The sequence below is a fragment of the Enterocloster aldenensis genome (assembly GCF_003434055.1).
GTDB classification, from domain to species: Bacteria; Bacillota; Clostridia; order Lachnospirales; family Lachnospiraceae; genus Enterocloster; species Enterocloster aldenensis.
In genome coordinates this window covers 307,887-326,160 of record NZ_QVEX01000006.1, presented here as the reverse complement: position 1 = coordinate 326,160, position 18,274 = coordinate 307,887, and the positions used below count along the sequence as shown (strand labels likewise).

At 51.6% G+C, this 18,274-nt stretch carries 16 protein-coding genes and 1 riboswitch; of the genes, 14 read left to right on the top strand and 2 right to left on the bottom strand.

The annotated features are described in order from the left end of the window. The first annotated feature begins 10 nt into the window (after positions 1-10). From DWX59_RS15090 to DWX59_RS15075, 4 genes are all read left to right on the top strand, one after another. On the top strand, positions 11-1,639 hold the full coding sequence (locus tag DWX59_RS15090) for an amidohydrolase (RefSeq protein WP_117560017.1): 1,629 nt from the start codon (positions 11-13) through the stop codon (positions 1,637-1,639). A gap of 156 nt (positions 1,640-1,795) precedes the next feature. Then, a complete protein-coding gene (serS, locus tag DWX59_RS15085; RefSeq protein ID WP_117560016.1) occupies positions 1,796-3,085 on the top strand; it encodes a serine--tRNA ligase in 1,290 nt (429 codons plus the stop codon). A 176-nt stretch (positions 3,086-3,261) separates the two neighbouring features. Continuing rightward, entirely contained in the window at positions 3,262-3,630 is a 369-nt protein-coding gene (locus DWX59_RS15080) for a VOC family protein (RefSeq protein WP_008716394.1), read from the top strand. Between the two features lie 11 nt (positions 3,631-3,641). Beyond that, positions 3,642-4,103: a DUF5684 domain-containing protein gene (locus DWX59_RS15075; protein ID WP_165642262.1), complete on the top strand. Its 462-nt coding sequence runs from the start codon at positions 3,642-3,644 to the stop codon at positions 4,101-4,103. Between the two features lie 189 nt (positions 4,104-4,292). On the opposite strand, the gene DWX59_RS15065 is transcribed toward DWX59_RS15075, so the two are convergent. Next, positions 4,293-4,724: an aspartate carbamoyltransferase regulatory subunit gene (locus tag DWX59_RS15065; protein ID WP_117560015.1), complete on the bottom strand. Its 432-nt coding sequence runs from the start codon at positions 4,722-4,724 to the stop codon at positions 4,293-4,295. Beyond that, positions 4,718-5,641, bottom strand: coding sequence for an aspartate carbamoyltransferase (gene pyrB, locus DWX59_RS15060; RefSeq protein WP_117560014.1), 924 nt, complete (start codon positions 5,639-5,641; stop codon positions 4,718-4,720). Before pyrB ends, DWX59_RS15065 begins: the two co-directional genes overlap by 7 nt. A 366-nt stretch (positions 5,642-6,007) precedes the next feature. On the opposite strand from pyrB, the gene DWX59_RS15055 reads away from it, so the two are divergent. The 10 genes from DWX59_RS15055 to DWX59_RS15015 all read left to right on the top strand — a co-directional run bounded on the left by DWX59_RS15055 (position 6,008) and on the right by DWX59_RS15015 (position 18,235). After that, complete coding sequence (locus DWX59_RS15055; protein ID WP_409337936.1) at positions 6,008-6,859, top strand: ABC transporter ATP-binding protein; 852 nt, start codon at positions 6,008-6,010, stop codon at positions 6,857-6,859. 19 nt (positions 6,860-6,878) lie between these two features. After that, positions 6,879-8,675 carry a COG1361 S-layer family protein gene (locus DWX59_RS15050; RefSeq protein ID WP_409337939.1) on the top strand — a complete coding sequence of 599 codons (1,797 nt, stop codon included), beginning with the start codon at positions 6,879-6,881 and terminating at the stop codon, positions 8,673-8,675. After that, on the top strand, positions 8,662-10,071 hold the full coding sequence (locus tag DWX59_RS15045) for an ABC transporter permease (protein ID WP_117560012.1): 1,410 nt from the start codon (positions 8,662-8,664) through the stop codon (positions 10,069-10,071). The genes DWX59_RS15050 and DWX59_RS15045 overlap by 14 nt, the downstream gene beginning before the upstream one ends. 68 nt (positions 10,072-10,139) lie before the next feature. After that, positions 10,140-10,231, top strand: a riboswitch (ZMP/ZTP riboswitch). Between the two features lie 75 nt (positions 10,232-10,306). After that, a complete protein-coding gene (locus tag DWX59_RS15040) occupies positions 10,307-11,020 on the top strand; it encodes an IMP cyclohydrolase (protein WP_117560011.1) in 714 nt (237 codons plus the stop codon). 17 nt (positions 11,021-11,037) lie between these two features. After that, positions 11,038-12,216: a phosphoribosylaminoimidazolecarboxamide formyltransferase gene (locus DWX59_RS15035; protein WP_117560010.1), complete on the top strand. Its 1,179-nt coding sequence runs from the start codon at positions 11,038-11,040 to the stop codon at positions 12,214-12,216. 29 nt (positions 12,217-12,245) lie between these two features. Continuing rightward, complete coding sequence (locus DWX59_RS28735) at positions 12,246-12,404, top strand: hypothetical protein (protein WP_165642260.1); 159 nt, start codon at positions 12,246-12,248, stop codon at positions 12,402-12,404. Positions 12,405-12,518: 114 nt separating this feature from the next. After that, positions 12,519-13,856 (top strand): MATE family efflux transporter, encoded by a 1,338-nt coding sequence (locus DWX59_RS15030; RefSeq protein ID WP_117560009.1) that lies wholly within the window; start codon positions 12,519-12,521, stop codon positions 13,854-13,856. Between the two features lie 271 nt (positions 13,857-14,127). Then, a complete protein-coding gene (locus tag DWX59_RS15025; RefSeq protein WP_117560008.1) occupies positions 14,128-15,987 on the top strand; it encodes an LTA synthase family protein in 1,860 nt (619 codons plus the stop codon). Positions 15,988-16,070: 83 nt separating this feature from the next. Beyond that, positions 16,071-16,700, top strand: coding sequence for an RNA polymerase sporulation sigma factor SigK (gene sigK / locus DWX59_RS15020; RefSeq protein ID WP_117560007.1), 630 nt, complete (start codon positions 16,071-16,073; stop codon positions 16,698-16,700). Between the two features lie 128 nt (positions 16,701-16,828). Beyond that, entirely contained in the window at positions 16,829-18,235 is a 1,407-nt protein-coding gene (locus DWX59_RS15015) for a glycoside hydrolase family 3 protein (RefSeq protein ID WP_235845063.1), read from the top strand. Positions 18,236-18,274 lie beyond the last annotated feature (39 nt).

Here is an 18,274-nt window from a genome sequence, read left to right as displayed (position 1 = left end):
GGGACGCACCATGAGGATAATATACCGGAACGGGGCCGTGTACACAGGGGAACTTCCCCTGTGTGAGGCCTTTGTGACAGAAGATGGCCGGTTCGTGTATGCCGGTACCAATGAAGGCGCAATGGCCTTTAAGGAAGAAGGGGATGGGATAAGGGAGCTTAAGGGCCGTTTTGTCTGTGCCGGTTTCAATGATTCCCATATGCACCTTCTGAATTATGGCAACGCGCTGCGCATGGCGGACCTGTCTGCCCATACCACATCCATGGGCGGGATGAAGGAATATATGAAGGATTTCATCCTTGAACATAATATCAGGCCGGGGACCTGGGTCAAGGGCAGGGGATGGAACCATGATTACTTTGAGGACGGCAGGCGTTTCCCTGACCGCCATGACCTGGACGGGATATCAATGGAACATCCCATTTGCCTGATAAGGACCTGCGGCCACGCGTGTGTGGTCAACACCAAAGCCCTGGAGCTTACCGGTATCACAAAGGACACGCCCCAGGTGGAGGGGGGAAGGTTCGAGGTGGAGGCGGATGGCAGGCCCAACGGTATTTTCCGTGAGAATGCAATGGACCTGATATACGGCCGCCTGCCCGAACCCACCAAGGAAGATATCAAGGAGATGATCCTCGCCGCATCCCATGCCCTGAACCGCTGCGGTGTTACCTCTTCCCAGACCGATGACCTGCTGGCCTTTAACAATGTGCCATATGAGCGTGTGCTGGAGGCATACAGGGAACTGGAGGCGGAAGGCCGGATGACGGTCAGGGTATATGAGCAGTCCCAGTTCACCACCTTAAAGGACCTGAAAGGATTTCTGGAAAAAGGGTATCATACAGGATGGGGAACCCCATGGTTTAAGATCGGACCGTTAAAAATGCTGGGGGACGGCTCACTGGGCGCCAGGAGCGCGTATTTAAGCAGGCCATATGCCGACGATCCGTCTACCTGCGGGATTCCTATATTTACCAGGGAACAGTTTGAGGAGATGGTGGGTTATGCCAACTCCCATGGGATGCAGGTGGCCATCCACGCAATCGGTGACGGGATACTGGACGATATACTGGCTGCTTACGAAAAAGCCCTTAAAGAGTGCCCAAGGCCGGACCACCGCCACGGCATTGTCCACTGCCAGATAACAAGGCCGGACCAGTTAAGGAAATTTGAAGAGCTGTCCCTGCATGCCTATATCCAGTCCATTTTCCTGGATTACGACATCCATATCGTGGAAGAACGCATCGGGAAGGAGCGGGCCGCATCCAGCTATAACTTTAAGACCTTGTATGAGACAACCCATACATCCAACGGCTCCGACTGTCCGGTGGAACTGCCGGATGTGATGAAGGGCATCCAGTGCGCGGTAACCAGGACAACGGTAAAGGACCATGTGGGACCGTATCTCATGGAGCAGGCCATGAGCGTTCAGCAGGCCCTTGATTCCTTTACGGTTGAAGGCGCCCATGCTTCCTTTGAGGAAAATGAAAAAGGCCGTATTGCGCCGGGCATGGCCGCGGACTTCGTGGTGCTGGATTCAAATCCCTTTGAGGTGCCTGCCGGGGAACTGGCCCGGATCCGGGTGGAGGCCACCTATGTAAACGGCGTGTGCTGCTATGCATCACAGGAAAGAGATTAAATTTCGCTCTTTTCGTGCTGTCAGCCTCAAAAAATCAGTAAAAAGGGGCTTTTATTTCCCTGGAAAATGTTATATACTTTGTAACAGTACAGGAATGCCTGTCTTTTTATGGAAGGCAATGAAGGCATTACATCAAGGAAACCCAGGAGGAATACCATGTTAGATTTGAAGTTTGTAAGAGAAAACCCGGACATCGTCAAACAGAACATTAAAAATAAATTCCAGGACAGCAAACTGTCGCTGGTGGACGAAGTGATTGCATTGGATGCAGAAAACCGCGTCACCCAGAAGGAAGCAGACGACCTGCGCGCCAGCCGGAACAAGCTGTCCAAGGAAATTGGAAAACTGATGGCACAGGGTAAGAAGGAGGAGGCTGATTCTGTCAAGGCCCAGGTAAGCGCCAACTCCACCCGTCTGGCCGAGCTGGAGGCAAAGGAAGGGGAACTGTCTGAGAAAATCATGAAGATCATGATGACCATCCCCAACATCATCGACCCCAGTGTCCCCATTGGAAAGGATGACAGTGAGAACGTGGAGGTGGAGCGCTTTGGGGAACCGGTGGTGCCTGATTTTGATATCCCATACCACACGGAAATCATGGAGCGCTTTGAGGGCATTGACCTGGATGCTGCAAGAAGGGTTGCAGGCAATGGCTTCTACTATCTGATGGGTGATATTGCACGGCTGCATTCCTCTGTTATTTCCTATGCGAGAGATTTTATGATTGACCGTGGATTTACCTACTGTGTGCCTCCCTTCATGATCCGCAGCAATGTTGTGACCGGCGTCATGAGTTTTGCGGAGATGGACGCCATGATGTACAAGATTGAGGGTGAGGACCTGTACCTGATCGGTACCAGCGAGCACTCCATGATCGGCAAATTCATTGATACAATCACACCGGAAGCCCAGCTTCCCCAGACACTGACCAGCTACTCCCCATGCTTCCGCAAGGAGAAGGGAGCCCATGGCATTGAGGAGAGAGGGGTTTATCGTATCCACCAGTTTGAGAAGCAGGAGATGATTGTTGTCTGCAAGCCGGAGGAAAGCCCCATGTGGTATGATAAGCTGTGGCAGAACACGGTTGACTTATTCCGTACCCTGGACGTTCCGGTCCGTACCCTGGAGTGCTGTTCCGGCGACCTGGCCGACCTTAAGGTCAAGTCCGTGGACGTGGAGGCGTGGTCCCCAAGACAGAAGAAGTACTTTGAGGTGGGAAGCTGTTCCAACCTTGGGGATGCCCAGGCCCGCCGACTGAAGATCCGCGTGCAGGGAGAGGATGGAAGCAAGTACCTGGCCCATACCCTGAACAACACCGTGGTTGCGCCGCCCCGTATGCTGATTGCCTTCCTGGAGAACAATCTGCAGGCTGACGGCAGCGTGAAGATCCCGCAGGCCCTTCGTCCATACATGGGCGGAATGGAAGTCATGGTCCCGAAGAAATAATGAGATGACGTCTGTCTGGAACCGCAGCAATTTTATCAGACGCAGTATCAGCCTGACCGGTCCCTATGAGTGGGGCCGGTCAGTTTTTTCCTGCATATGGTAATTTGGTCCGCCATGTGCTATAATAACAACGTGTCCATGCGGATTGATTTATTCACAATAAGGAGAGAAACCCTATGATAACATTTAACCATTTTAATTTTAATGTACTGAACCTGGATAAGAGCCTTGCCTTTTATAAGGAAGCACTGGGCCTGGTGCCGGTAAGGGAGAAGGAGGCATCTGACGGCTCCTTTAAGCTGGTATACCTGGGTGACGGGAAAACGGACTTCACCCTTGAACTGACCTGGTTAAGGGACAGGACAGAAGCCTATAACCTGGGAGAATGTGAATTCCACCTGGCATTCCACGTGGATGACTTTGATGATATCCACAAGCATCATGAAGAGATGGGATGCATCTGTTATGAGAACCCGGGCATGGGCATTTATTTCATCACGGACCCGGACGGCTACTGGCTTGAGATTGTCCCGGCCAGAGGATAGGGGGAGACACAATGGAAGAATTGGTCATGCTGCTTTTGGGGTTTGGGATTTTACTGTTCTTTATAGCAGTAGTGCTGCTCATCATCTACATCCTTGCCTACTGGATGATATTCAATAAGGCAGGGGAGCCGGGCTGGAAGGCATTGATCCCTATCTACAGCACCTATACCGAGTATAAGCTGGTCTGGAATACGAAGATGTTCGCAGTGTTCATGGCATTTGTCATTGTCACGGCCATTCTTGAGAGGGTGGACGGTATGCTGTTCCTGTATTACGCCGCATCCATTGGGACAATTGTGATGAACATCATGGCCTGTGTCAAGATGTCCATGTCCTTTGGCCACGGCACGGGATTTGCAATCGGTCTTATCCTGCTGAATCCCATTTTCCTGCTGATTCTGGCTTTTGACGGCTCCGCCTACATCGGGCCTGAGGGACGGCGCCCGCAGACAGAGCGTCAGGGGATTTTATGAACACATGGGATTCGAGGTCTATCAAAGGGATGAACTGGACGGACAGAGAAACCCATTTCCCATCCTCCATATGAGGAGAAGGGCGTGATGTCCGGCAGCGGCATGTCACGGCCCCATGCATCGAAAAAAGAAGCCCACCGGAATCCATATCCCGGCGGGCTTCTTTCTTGTATGCTTTAAATCCTTGTCCTACTTAAATTCGCTGTACTTCTCCTCGCAATACTGGCACCTGTATGTCTCGCTCTTCTCGTCCGCCAGATAGAATATATGGGGAAGTTCCTGTTCGATGGAGGTAATGCAGCGCGGGTTCTTGCACTGGATTACATTGGTGATCTTCTTGGGAAGCTTTAATGCCCGCTTCTCAACAATCTTGTCATTCTTAATGATATTCACCGTAATGGTGTGGTCGATGTAGCCAAGGACCTTAAGGTCCACGGTATCCAGTCCGCCTTCAATCTTAATGATGTCCTTGCGGCCCATCTTGTTGCTGCGCGCGTTCTTGATGATGGCTACCTGGCATTCCAGCTTGTCCAGGCCAAGGTGATAATAGATATCCAGGCTTTTTCCGGCCTCGATGTGGTCTAAAACAATGCCTTCTTTTAATCCGCTGATATTTAACATGGTTTTTCCACCTCCAGTAATCTCATGATTAAGGCCATACGCACGTATACCCCATACTGGGCCTGCTTAAAGTAAGCGGCCCTTGGGTCGTCGTCCACTTCCACGGAAATTTCATTTACCCTTGGGAGGGGATGGAGCACATACATGTCTTCCTTGGCCAGTTTCATCTTCTTCTTGTCCAGGATATAGCAGTCTTTTAACCGGATATAGTCTTCTTCATTAAAGAAGCGCTCCTTCTGCACACGCGTCATATAAAGGATGTCCAGCTTGCCGATGGCTTCATCCAGGTTGCCTACTTCCTCGAATTCCACGTTGTTGGCAGTTAGCACGTCCTCGCGGATATTATCCGGAATACGAAGTTCAGGCGGGGATATTAGGATAAATTTGATGTTGGGGTATCGGACCATGGCATTGATGAGGGAGTGTACGGTGCGTCCGAATTTCAGGTCGCCGCAAAGGCCGATGGTCAGGTTGTCAAGGCGTCCCTTCATGGAACGGATTGTCATAAGATCGGTTAAGGTCTGGGTGGGATGCTGATGACCGCCGTCACCTGCATTGATGACAGGAATCTGAGCCTTTTGGGCTGCTACGAATGCAGCGCCTTCCTTTGGATGACGCATGGCACATATATCGGAATAGCAGGAAATCATGCGGATGGTATCGGCAACGCTTTCGCCCTTGGCGGCGGAACTGGAGTTGGCGGATGAAAAACCTAATACATTGCCGCCCAGGCTCAGCATGGCTGCCTCAAAGCTTAAACGCGTTCTTGTGCTTGGCTCATAAAAAAGGGTAGCCAGTTTCTTGCCGTCACACACGTGGGCGTACTGGGGAAGATTCTGCTCAATGTCCCTTGCAAGAGCCAGAAGGTCATCGATTTCTTCCACAGAGAAGTCTAAGGGATTCAATAAATGTCTCATGGGATTCTCCTTTGCCATTATGGATTTATTAAAAACTTGATTTTGGGAAATACTTCGCACCCTACCAGTGCGATAGCCGGAACCTGCCAGATATGGCACTGATTTGTGCCTCGTCATATTCTTACATAGAATGGAGTAGAAGTCAAGTGATTTTTCGTGGCTTTTTTAAAAATTTATGTTATACTGTCACAGCAGGGAATTCCCCGGAAAATGTGTCCTGCCGGTATGGGGACGCGGGACCGTGTAAGGAATTATTAAGGATCTTTAAGGAAAATACAGAAGAACAGGAACTTAAGCCTGTGCTATACTGTGTACAAAAATAGCTATACTGTACAAAAATAGGAAGATAGGCAGATCAACAGGAATATGCAGGAAAGGAGCATTGCTTTGGCAGGACAGACAGGTACGGCAGAAGAGGAAAAAAAGGAACTGCCGGTGACAGGAAAGCAGGAGGCGGCAGACAGCAGGAAAGTGGCCATAAGCGTGAAGAACCTTTACAAGATTTACCGTGTGGGGGAGATGAAGGTCCGCGCCCTGGACGGCGTGGATTTTGAGATATATAAGGGGGAGTTCGTGGCAATCGTCGGAACCTCCGGATCTGGCAAATCAACCCTCTTAAACATGCTGGCCGGCCTTGAGAAGCCCACCAGGGGAGAGATAGAGATAGGCAGCACACACATAGAAAAAATGACGGAAAAACAGCTGGTGACCTTCCGGCGTGAAAAGGTGGGATTCATTTTCCAGTCCTACAACCTGCTGAATACCATGAATGCGGTTGAGAATGTGGCGCTCCCCCTTTCGTTCCGCGGCGTGTCAAAAAGGAACAGGCTGAAGCAGGCCAGGAAGTTCATGGACCTGGTAGGCGTGGGGGACCAGGCAGGTCATATGCCGAACCAGATGTCAGGCGGACAGCAGCAGAGGGTGGGCATAGCAAGGGCCCTGGTGGTGAACCCCCAGATCATATTCGCGGACGAGCCCACAGGGAACCTGGATTCCAGGACCACCATGGAGGTGCTGCGCCTGATGCAGAAGATTGTCAGGGAGCAGGGGCAGACACTGATCATGGTTACCCATGACAACAACCTGGCTTCCTATGCGGACCGGCGGATCAGAATCGTAGATGGAAAAATCGTGGGCATGGAAACCGGCGGCAGGCTGGCTGAGGAGACCCACATGGAAAAGGGAGTATGTGAAAATGAAACCAATGAGAATTCGTAAAGGCCTTATACTGGCATCAATGGTATTCCTCATGGCCGGGGCCCATCCGGCCAGCGTCATGGCCAGCGGTTACCAGCTGGGCTATAATACCAATGCCAGTGATAATGATTATATTTCCACAACCAAGGCGCCAAGGGGAAGGGTTGGCAAGTCCATGTCCATTTCCTTCCGGGTAAGGGCCACGGATGAGGACATGGACAACCTGAAGATAAGCCTTTTAGAGACCAATGACTTCCAGCAGATTGAGGAGAGGGGCAACGGGGATTATACGGTTGACTACTATCCTTTTGAAATCATGGAAACCACGTTCCTGGCCAAGAACGTGGGCAATATAAAGAAGGGCAATATAAAGAGCGTATCCCTTTCAGCCAATGTGCGCAGGGATGCACAGCAGGGTTACTACAGCATCCCGATCCTTCTGGAGTGGGACGGTGGTTCGGACATTGACTATATCAATATCTGGATTTCAACGGACACTTCTTCCGGCGCGGACGATGAGGAGGATAAAAAAGAAGGCAATTACTTCGTGATTGGAGAGAACCAGTCAACGCCCCGGGGCGTGTATCCCAATGTGATGAACTATACGGTGAACTTCCGCAATAAGCGCAATACCACGGCCCAGGATGTGACCATCAGCATGCAGCTGTCAGAGGATGATACCAAGTTCCCGTTTGAAATCAACGATGGAAACTATGACAGGACCTTTGAGCGGGTGCAGTCAGGCGAAACCGTGTCGGCGCCTTACAGCATGGCCATACGCAAAGACTCCTACACCGGTTATTATCCGATTAAGTATACCATTACATTCCGTCTCAGTTCGGAGGGGGACCTGCATACGGAGGAGGGGACCTTTTACGTACATATCGTGTCCAAGGACAAAGAAGATAATCTAGGTGATTTTGACGCCAACGACAGGACCAGGGCAAGGCTTATCGTGGACAGCTATTATACGATTCCGGAACAGGTCTATGCGGGCAATGAATTCGAACTGGTGCTGAACATGAAGAATGCATCCACATCGGTCCCTGCCAGCAATATCCTGTTTAACCTGGAATCTGAAAAGGTATCGGACAGCGCGGTATTCACAACCAAGTCAGGGTCTTCCTCCATGGTGGTCAATGACCTGGGTTCGGGGCAAAGTACGGAGGTGCGGGTCAAATTCACGGCCAGGGCAGGCGTGGACCAGCGCTCCTATGCAATCACCATCAAGGAAAAGTATGACAGCCCTGAGTTTAAGAATGCGGAAGAGAGCATTGTGGTGGACATACCGGTGAAGCAGTACGCCAAGCTGAGTACCAGCACCATAGACGTGATGCCTGACACCATGACAGTGGGCTCTGAGTCCAATGTGATGTTCGGCATCAATAATACGGGAAAAGTCATTCTTTATAATGTGACGGCTGCCTTTGAGGGAGACTCCATTAAAACCACGGACGCCTATGTGGGCAATATCAAGCCGGGCGACACGGGCAACGTGGACATCATGCTTACAGGCGTGGCCCCCACCACGGATGACGGGACCATAAAGATAAGGATTACCTATGAGGATGAAAACGGCGTGACCGCGGAACCCGTGGAAAAGGAACTGACCCTCTTCGTGACAGAGGAGATGGAAGATTCCTTTGGCATGGATGCGGGCATGGAGGCAGGCGCCATGGATGCGGAGGCGGAGCAGCCTTCCTTCTGGGACCGGTATAAAGTTCTGGTGATTGCCGGAGCGGCGGTGGCGGTGGCTGTTATCACAGCTGTTGTCATAGTCATTAAAAAGAAGCGCAAGGCCGCCAGGGAAGAGGATGTGGACGATGAGATTTCCTGATCTTCTGATTATGAGCATTAACAATTTAAGACGGAGAAAACTCCGGACGGTCCTTACCGTGCTGGGCGTCATCATCGGCACTGCTTCCATCGTGGTAATGGTATCCCTGGGAATTGGCCTGGACCAGATGTTCATGGAACAGCTTTCCTCCTGGGGAAGCCTGACCACCATTGATGTGTATGGCGGCTCCGGCGGCTCCTACAATGGGGGCGGGGCTGTGATGGTGGCGGGAAGCAGCAGCGGCAAGTCATCTGACCCCACTTACATCACAGATGAGGTAATGGAGAAATTCGGACGCCTGAATCATGTGTCCGGTGTCTCGCCCATCCTGGACATGAACGTGGTAATCCGGCAGGGCGCCTATGAGGCGCAGTACATGACCTTAAGGGGGGTGGGGCAGAAGTTCCTGGAACAGATTCCTCTGGGGGAAGGCCGGCTGCCGGGGCCAGGGGAGACAGGGCTGGTTTTTGGCAATACGGTACAGCAGGATTTTTATAATTCCAAGACAGGAAGGGGATACTGGGATACAGGTGAGCTTCCGGATGTGGACTTCCTTAACAAGCCTCTTTTCGTTATTTTTGATATGGATGCGTATTTCCAGTCCAAGAACAGCCGGGGCAGTTACGGCGATTCATCCGATGACAGCCAGACCCGGGTCAAGCCTCCAAAGAAATATATGATGGATGGGATCGGGCTGGTGGAAGGAGGCCCGCAGGATTACGGCACGTATTCCTACGGTGTGTTTACCGACATAGACGGACTGAAGGCACAGCTTCGCAAGGCCTTTAAAAGAGGGACCGTTATTCCCGGACAGCCCACCAATAAAAAAGGAAAAGCCCTGCCCTACCTGGTATACAGCCGGGCGCAGATTTACGTGGACGATATGGAATATGTAAAGGATGTCCAGGCCCAGGTGGCTGATATGGGATTTCAGGTAAACAGCAGGATGGACTGGATGGAAAGCTCCAAGCAGCAGTCCCAGATGATACAGGCAGTCCTTGGCGGAATCGGCGCCGTGTCCCTGTTTGTGGCGGCCATCGGTATTGCCAATACCATGATGATGTCCATCTATGAGCGGACCAAGGAGATTGGGGTCATGAAGGTCCTTGGCTGCGATATGGGCAATATCCGCAACATGTTCCTCATTGAGTCTGGTTTTATCGGATTCATGGGAGGCGTGATCGGTATTGTCCTGAGTTATGGGATTTCCGGCATCATCAACAAATTTGTCAGTCTGGAAGAGACCAATGGACTGGTGGGGAACCTTTCCAGGATTCCGCCCTGGCTTTCCATATCCGCCATTGGGTTTGCCATCTTTGTGGGTATGGCGGCAGGTTTCATGCCAGCCATGAGGGCCATGAAGCTGAGCCCGCTGGCAGCCATCCGCAATGATTGATTGTGACAATTCAGTAGTGAAACTTCTAATAAACTATTGCAATATTAGAATAAATGATATATAGTAATAACAGGGCGTGTGACTGGCGGATAGTGGATGAACCACAGGGAGCACGCGGACCGTATTACGGAAGATTTGGCCGACCGCCTGGGCACGCGTGTTTTTTGCGTGTCCGGCGGGCCGGCCCCTTTTTATGTTTACATGGACAACAATCACAGCAAATGGAGGAAACACTATGAAGCAGATGTCGCTGGAGCAGGAATTGAAAAACAATGCATATCCCGGACGCGGAATTGTCATGGGACGTTCTGAGGATGGGACCAAGGCAGTGACCGCCTATTTCATCATGGGCAGGAGCGCCAACAGCCGTAACCGCGTGTTCGTGGAGGACGGACAGTCCATCCGCACCCAGGCATTTGACCCGGCAAAGCTGGAGGATCCCAGCCTTATTATCTATGCTCCTGTGAGGGTCCTTGGCAATAAGACAATTGTGACCAACGGCGACCAGACCGACACGGTTTACCAGGGAATGGACCATCAGATGACCTTTGAGCAGTCCTTAAGGTCCAGGGAGTTTGAACCGGATGCTCCCAACTACACGCCGCGCATTTCCGGTATCATGCACATTGAAAACAGCGGGTATAATTACGCCATGTCCATTTTAAAGAGCAATCACGGAAGTCCTGATTCCTGCCTGCGTTTTACCTACGCCTATGAGAATCCGTCTGCGGGGGAAGGACGTTTCATCCATACCTATATGCATGACGGGAACCCCCTTCCAAGCTTTGAGGGAGAACCGAAGCTGGTGGGCATTTCCGGGACCATTGACGAATTTACGGATATGATCTGGAACAGCCTGAATGAGGACAACAAGGTATCCCTGTTTGTCCGCTTCATTGATATTGCGTCAGGAACCTATGAGTCAAGGATTGTCAATAAGAACAAATGAAAAGAGAGGGATTTGTTATGAAAGAACTGGAACTGAAGTATGGCTGCAACCCCAATCAGAAACCATCCAGAATCTTTATGGAAGGGGATAAGGAGCTGCCTATCACCGTGCTCAGCGGCAGGCCGGGTTATATCAATTTCATGGACGCGTTAAACGGCTGGCAGCTGGTGAAGGAACTTAAGAAGGCAACCGGGCTTCCCGCGGCTGCATCCTTCAAACATGTTTCACCGGCAGGTGCCGCGGTCGGTCTGCCATTGGATGATGTGCTGAAGAAAATATACTGGGTGGACGACATGGGGGAACTGTCCCCCCTGGCCAGCGCCTATGCAAGGGCAAGGGGAGCGGACCGTATGTCCTCTTTTGGTGATTTCATTTCCCTGTCAGATGTGTGTGACAGTTCCACGGCCAGGATTATCAAGAGGGAGGTGTCGGACGGCGTCATTGCCCCCGGATATGAGCCGGAAGCCCTGGAAATCCTCAAATCCAAGAAGAACGGCAATTACAATGTAATCCAGATTGATCCGGATTATGAGCCGGCTGCCATTGAACGCAAGCAGATATTCGGGGTTACCTTTGAGCAGGGCCACAATAACCTGGAGATTAATAAGGAGCTTCTTCAGGATATCGTGACGGAGAAACGGGAGCTGACGGAGCAGGCTAAGGCTGACCTTATGATTTCATTGATTACCCTTAAATACACCCAGTCCAACTCTGTCTGCTACGTAAAAGACGGGCAGGCCATCGGCATTGGAGCCGGACAGCAGTCCAGGGTACACTGTACACGTCTGGCCGGTAATAAGGCGGACAACTGGTATCTGCGTCAGGCGCCCCAGGTCCTTGACCTTCCCTTTGCGGACGGCATCAGACGCGCGGACAGGGATAATGCAATTGATGTCTATATCGGCGAGGACTGCATGGACGTGCTGGCTGACGGCAGATGGGAAAAGACGTTTAAAGTAAAGCCTCCTGTATTCACCAGGGAGGAAAAGAGGGCCTGGCTGGATACCATGACCGGCGTGTCCCTTGGTTCGGATGCATTCTTCCCATTTGGGGATAATATTGACAGGGCCTATAAAAGCGGTGTCCGGTATGTGGCCCAGCCAGGAGGCTCGGTGCGGGATGACCAGGTAATCGAAACCTGCAACCAGTACGGCATGGTCATGGCATTTACAGGAATCAGGCTGTTCCACCATTAGTCTCCGTCCGGTCAGGAACCGTACTGCCAGTGTTTGATATCCTGTCAGCCGGCAAGGCGGAGGAGAAAAGCGGGGCAGGTCCGCCGCTGACTGACGGCAACGCGGCAGATGGCGGCAATGAATGTTCAGGCACGCCCGGATTGTCCGCAGGGATTTACAGGTATACAGAAAAAGGCAGGAAGATATAAGCCCCAGGGCTTCCTGCCTTTTTTCCGTGTCTGTTTCCATGTATAAAAACAGTTGCCTTCATTCATACACAGGGTTATAATGGAGCAAGTATTTTGAATGAGGAGATATGTTGTATGATAACGGATCTGACAGTGGGACATCCTAAACATACATTGTGGCGGTTTTTGCTGCCCATGTTTATAAGCGTCATGTTCCAGCAGCTTTACAATATTGCGGACAGCAGCATAGCCGGGCGGTTTGCCGGGGAGGATGCGCTGGCAGCCGTAGGGGCGTCCTATCCCATCACGGTGATTTTCATGGCCTTTGCAGTGGGCAGCAACCTGGGGGCGTCCGTGGTGGTATCCAGGCTTTTTGGCGCAAGGGACATTGGGAAAATGAAATCCGCTGTCTACACTGCATTCATTGCCTGCGGTCTCATGAGTTTAATCCTCACCGTGCTGGGATATGTGTACTGCGGCAGCATGATGCGTCTGATACATACCCCGTCCAATATATTCGGCGATGGGGAGCTGTACCTTAAGATTTATGTGTTCGGCCTTACCTTTCTGTTCCTGTACAATGTATGTACCGGAATCTTCACGGCCTTGGGGGACTCCAAGACGCCCCTCTATTTCCTGATTGGTTCGTCCATTGGCAATATCCTGCTGGATTACTGGTTTGTGGCAAAGTTCCACTGGGGTGTGGCAGGCGTTGCCTGGGCCACCTTCATTGCCCAGGGCATATCGGCCGGGCTGGCCCTTGTGACGCTGTCCCTGAGGCTTAAGGGGATAAAGACCAGCCGCAGGGTGGTGCTTTTTGACCTTTTGCTGCTGTCACAGATTGCTGCCATTGCTGTTCCCAGCATCATGCAGCAGAGTGTGCTGTCTGTTGGGAACATGTTTGTCCAGGAAATCGTGAACCGTTATGGATCCGCTGTCATAGCGGGATATTCCGGCGCAATCAAACTGAACACATTTGCAATCAATGCATTCATGTCCCTGGGCGGATGCCTGTCCAGTTACACGGCCCAGAATCTGGGAGCCGGTAAAAAGGAGCGGCTGCCCCTTGGATTCAAGACAGGCGTCAGGCTGTCCATCCTTGCGGCCATCCCGTTTTTTGTCCTTTATTTTGGCTTCAGCCGGCAGATGATGGGACTGTTCCTGGGGAATGGGAGCGGGGAGGCAATCCAATCCGGCGTGGACTTCCTGCGCATTGTGAGCCCCATGTATTTCATGATAAGCATCAAGCTGATGACGGATGGGATCATCAGGGGATCCGGGGCAATGGCATACTTTGTGCTGGCCACGGTGCCGGATTTAATCCTGCGCATCATTGTGGCCAATATCCTTACCGGCCGCTTCGGCAGCATGGGAATCTGGATGGCCTGGCCCTTTGGATGGATTGCAGCTACCGTGCTGACCGTCATCTTTTACCGGAGGATTGTCACCGGGAAGTATTGTATCCGGCTGTAGCATCAGGATGGTCAGGACGCCCGGGAGATGGTCGGCATCCGGCCGCCTGTCCGGCCCGTCCTGTAAATGTGAAGCTTTTGTGAACTCGCTTTTATGGAAGCATTTGTCTCTTGAACCTGAAAAATGTTTGTGCTAGGATATGCTTGTTAATGAAGCCGCGCCGGGAAGGGATGCGCCTGAAAGGCCGCGCCGGGAAAATGCAGTCAGAGAGGAATGCAGCAGGATAAAAACGCCTTGAAAATCAGGCAAAAGCTGCAGAGGGACAATATCGGTGACAAAGGAAAAGCTGCAACAATCAATAAAAATCATATGGAATGTGTTTGGAACCGTGTGCCTCATACTGGTACCCTGTGTATCGTATGTCCTGTTTGAATATGTAACGGGTAATCTGGCCACGGTTCCTGGTGATATGGCGGTGTGGAACATTGCATGGATTTATGTGCTTTATCTTGCTGTCTTTGCTGTCAGCGGGACCAGCCGTGCAGCCGTGCCCGTTGTTTCCGTGGCGCTGCTCATCATATCCATGGCAGAGGCATTTGTGGTCGGGTTCAGGGGAAGGCCCATCATGCTCTGGGATGTGATGGCTTTTAAGACAGCGGCCACGGTGGCTGGGAATTATGCCTTCGTGATTTCACATGAAATGAAGGTGGCCTGCCTGGCAGTCGTGCTGATGAACGCAGGTCTGTGGTTTGCACCGTTCCGGCTCAGGGGATGGAGGCAGCGTCTGGCGGCGGGCAGCGCGGTGGCGGCGTTGACAGGCGGTTTTGCGGCATGGTTTTTTATTTCCCTGGTGCCGGGGCAGGGATGGGGCATCAACATGTGGGAGGTCAATGACACATATAAGGAATATGGATATGTGCTGTCCACGGCTGTCTCCATGCAGTATGTGGTTAAGAAGCCGCCTCATGGCTACGGCACCGGGCGGCTGAAGGAGATTTACGGCAGGCTGGAGGAGGAAGGGCAGCTGCAGCTGGCATCCCTGGATAATGTACAGACGGACGGCAGCGGCGACATTACACCTGTGAACCTGATCTGTATCATGAATGAGAGTCTGTCTGACCTTAGGGCTGCCGGGGATTTTACCACCAATGTGGAGTATTTCCCATTCATCAACAGCCTTAAGGAAAATGTGGTAAAGGGCAGCCTGACCGTGCCTGTGTTCGGTTCCATGACAAGCAATTCGGAGTACGAGTTCCTTACAGGGGATTCCATGGCGCTTCTGCCTGCCAACTCCATTGCATACCAATTCAATGTAAAGCCGGATACCTATTCCCTGGTAAGCACATTGAAGGCCCAGGGGTATGCCGCGGTTGCCATGCATCCTTATCCGGGGGAGAACTGGAACCGTGTGGAGTGCTACCGGAACATGGGATTTGATGAATTCATGGATGAGGAATTTTATGAGGAAAGTGAACAGCTGCGCAGCTATGTCAGCGACAAGGCTGATTATGACAGGCTGATTGACGTGGTGGAAAGCAAGGAATCACCGGAAGACAGGCTGTTTATCTTCAATGTGACCATGCAGAACCATGGGGGCTATGAGGGGGAATATGATAATTTTGAACAGGAGGTATGGCTTACCGGCCAATATGAGGGCCAATACCCCAAGACAGACCAGTATCTTTCCCTGATGAAAAAATCAGACGAGGCATTCCGGTACCTGCTGGACTATTTTTCACAGGTGGACGAACCCACCATGATTGTCATGTTTGGCGACCATCAGCCCAGTGTGGAGGATGAGTTCTATGATGCCATCGCAGGCATGCCCAGCAGCCAGGTGCCGGTCCAGGACCGTCTGATGTGGTATGAGACGCCTTTTATTATCTGGACCAACTATGACATGCCATCTGAGGACATGGGAAAACTGGGGGCTGTCTACCTTTCCACGGAGGTATTGAAAAGGGCAAACCTGGCCATGACGCCATATAACCGTTTTCTTCTCCAGCTGGAGGAAGTCCTGCCCGTGGTGCATTTCCTTGGCTGTTATGACAGGGAAGGAAATTATTATTACTGGCCCAAGGCAGAATCGGAGCGCTGCCCGTACCAGGACATGGTCCTGGACTATGAAATGCTGGTGTACAACCATAGTCTGGACCGTAAAAAGTATAAAGACATGTTTGTCGTAAAATAGTATAAGCCCCGAAAAAATTGTAAAAGCACTTGGCAAGCTGCCCTCGCATAGAATGAAATTAAGAATGTGCAGGGTGGCTTTCTTTGAAGACTTTTCCAAAACCATTATCAGCAGGAGAGGAAAAAGAGTATCTGGAGCGCTGCAAAGAGGGCGACCAGTCAGCAAGGGATATGCTGATTGAGCATAATATGCGTCTGGTAGCCCATGTGGTAAAGAAGTACCAGGGCTCTGATTATGATATGGAGGACCTGCTGTCTGTTGGGACCATCGGCCTTATCAAGGCCGTGAATACGTTTAATGCCGATAAAGGATCGCGACTGGCCACCTATGCAGCCAGATGCGTGGAAAATGAAATACTGATGCTCCTTCGTGCCAGCAAGAAATTCTCCAAAGAAGTGTCTCTTTTTGAGCCCATCGGGGTAGACAAGGACGGCGAGACCGTAAGCCTGGTAGATGTCATTGAGATGGACAATAAAGAAACTTTGGATACAATGATACTGAAGCAGGATGTGAAAGAACTGTACGAGGCCTTTGAAGCCTGTCTGACGGAGACAGAAAAGACCGTCTTGGGAATGCGTTACGGGCTGTACAGGGGAAAGGAACATACCCAGCGGGAGATTGCGGGCAATCTGGGCATTTCCCGCTCCTATGTGAGCCGCATCGAGAAGAAGGCAATTGAGAAGATACGGGCGGAATTTTCAAGACACGGATAAGAGAAAAGATGGGAAATACGGGGCATCGGGACTGATTATGGTTCCGATGCTGTTTTTGTGGTTTTTTGCTGTGGACCCCCCCTTTACCACATGGGGCTGAATCATTTATACTATAGAAAGCCGGTATCATGATTAAGAAGGCAGAAGGAGACATGGGGGTCATGGAAAAAGGGAGTTCCGGAAGAAAAGACAACAGAAAAGTATGGTTTGGCTGTCTGGCAGGAGTGTGTGCGGTTACATTGCTGCTTGCGGCAATCCTTTGCTTTGCAGGCCCGCTGCCAGGCATGGGCAATGGAAGCCGCGGACCGGAAGCCGGGATGAATGGAATGGGAACCCGGACTGATGAGATGCAGGGAAGGGAAAATGACACGGAAGGCGGGGGCGATGGGACGGACCCCGTGGGATATGACATTGACGGCGGTGGTGATGGGATGGAAGCTGGGGGATATACAGGAAAAGATGGAGTAAACAGCCAGGAGGAATGGGCCAGGAAACAGCTGGAGGCCATGTCACTGGAAGAAAAAGCGGCGCAGCTATTCATCATCACGCCGGAACAGCTTACAGGCTGCAGCCAGGTTACACGGGCCGGGGAGGTTACCAGGGAAGCGCTGAGGAAGTATCCGGTAGGCGGCCTTATCTATTTTTCCAATCATCTGGAGGATGCTGACCAGTTAAGGACAATGACCGGAGATACCCAGAAGATGGCCATGGAGGAGATTGGGATACCGCTGTTCCTTTCCATGGATGAAGAGGGCGGGGATATTGCCAGGATTGGGAACCATGGCGGCTTTCAGGTAAAGCAGGTGCCGCCCATGGCCGTAATCGGCGCATCCGGGGACAGCAGCCAGGCGTATGAGGCGGGCAGTACCATAGGGGCATACCTGCATGAATACGGGGTGAACCTGGATTTCGCACCGGATGCGGATGTCCTGACCAATCCGGACAACACAGTGGTAAAGAGGCGCTCCTTTGGTTCGGATCCACAGCTGGTATCGGAAATGTCCCTGGCATACCTTAAGGGACTTTGGGAACATGGCGTCTATGGGGCGCCAAAGCATTTTCCTGGACATGGAGCCACAAAGGGGGACAGCCATGAAGGGTTTGCCTATACAGATAAAACATGGGAAGAACTTGAGGAGTCTGAGTTGAAACCATTTTATGCCATGGTGGGGAATCAGGTGCCTTTTATCATGGCGGGCCATATATCGCTGCCTGAAATCACGGGCGGGGATCTTCCCTGTTCCCTTTCCGTCCAGGTAATCCAGGAATATCTCAGGGACAGGATGGGGTATGAAGGCATCATCATCACGGACGCATTAAACATGGGGGCCATTGAGGACCACTATCCTTCCGGGCAGGCAGCAGTCATGGCGCTGAAGGCCGGTGTGGACATGCTCCTGATGCCTGCGGACTTTCCGGCTGCCTATGAAGCTGTGGTAGAAGGGGCCGGGAATGGGGAAATACCGCTGGAACGTCTGGATGCTTCGGTCCTGCGCATTTTAACACTGAAAGCTGAAATTCGAAAAATATTATAAAAAGATAGAAGAATTGTGCATTGTTTTATCGAAGCATTG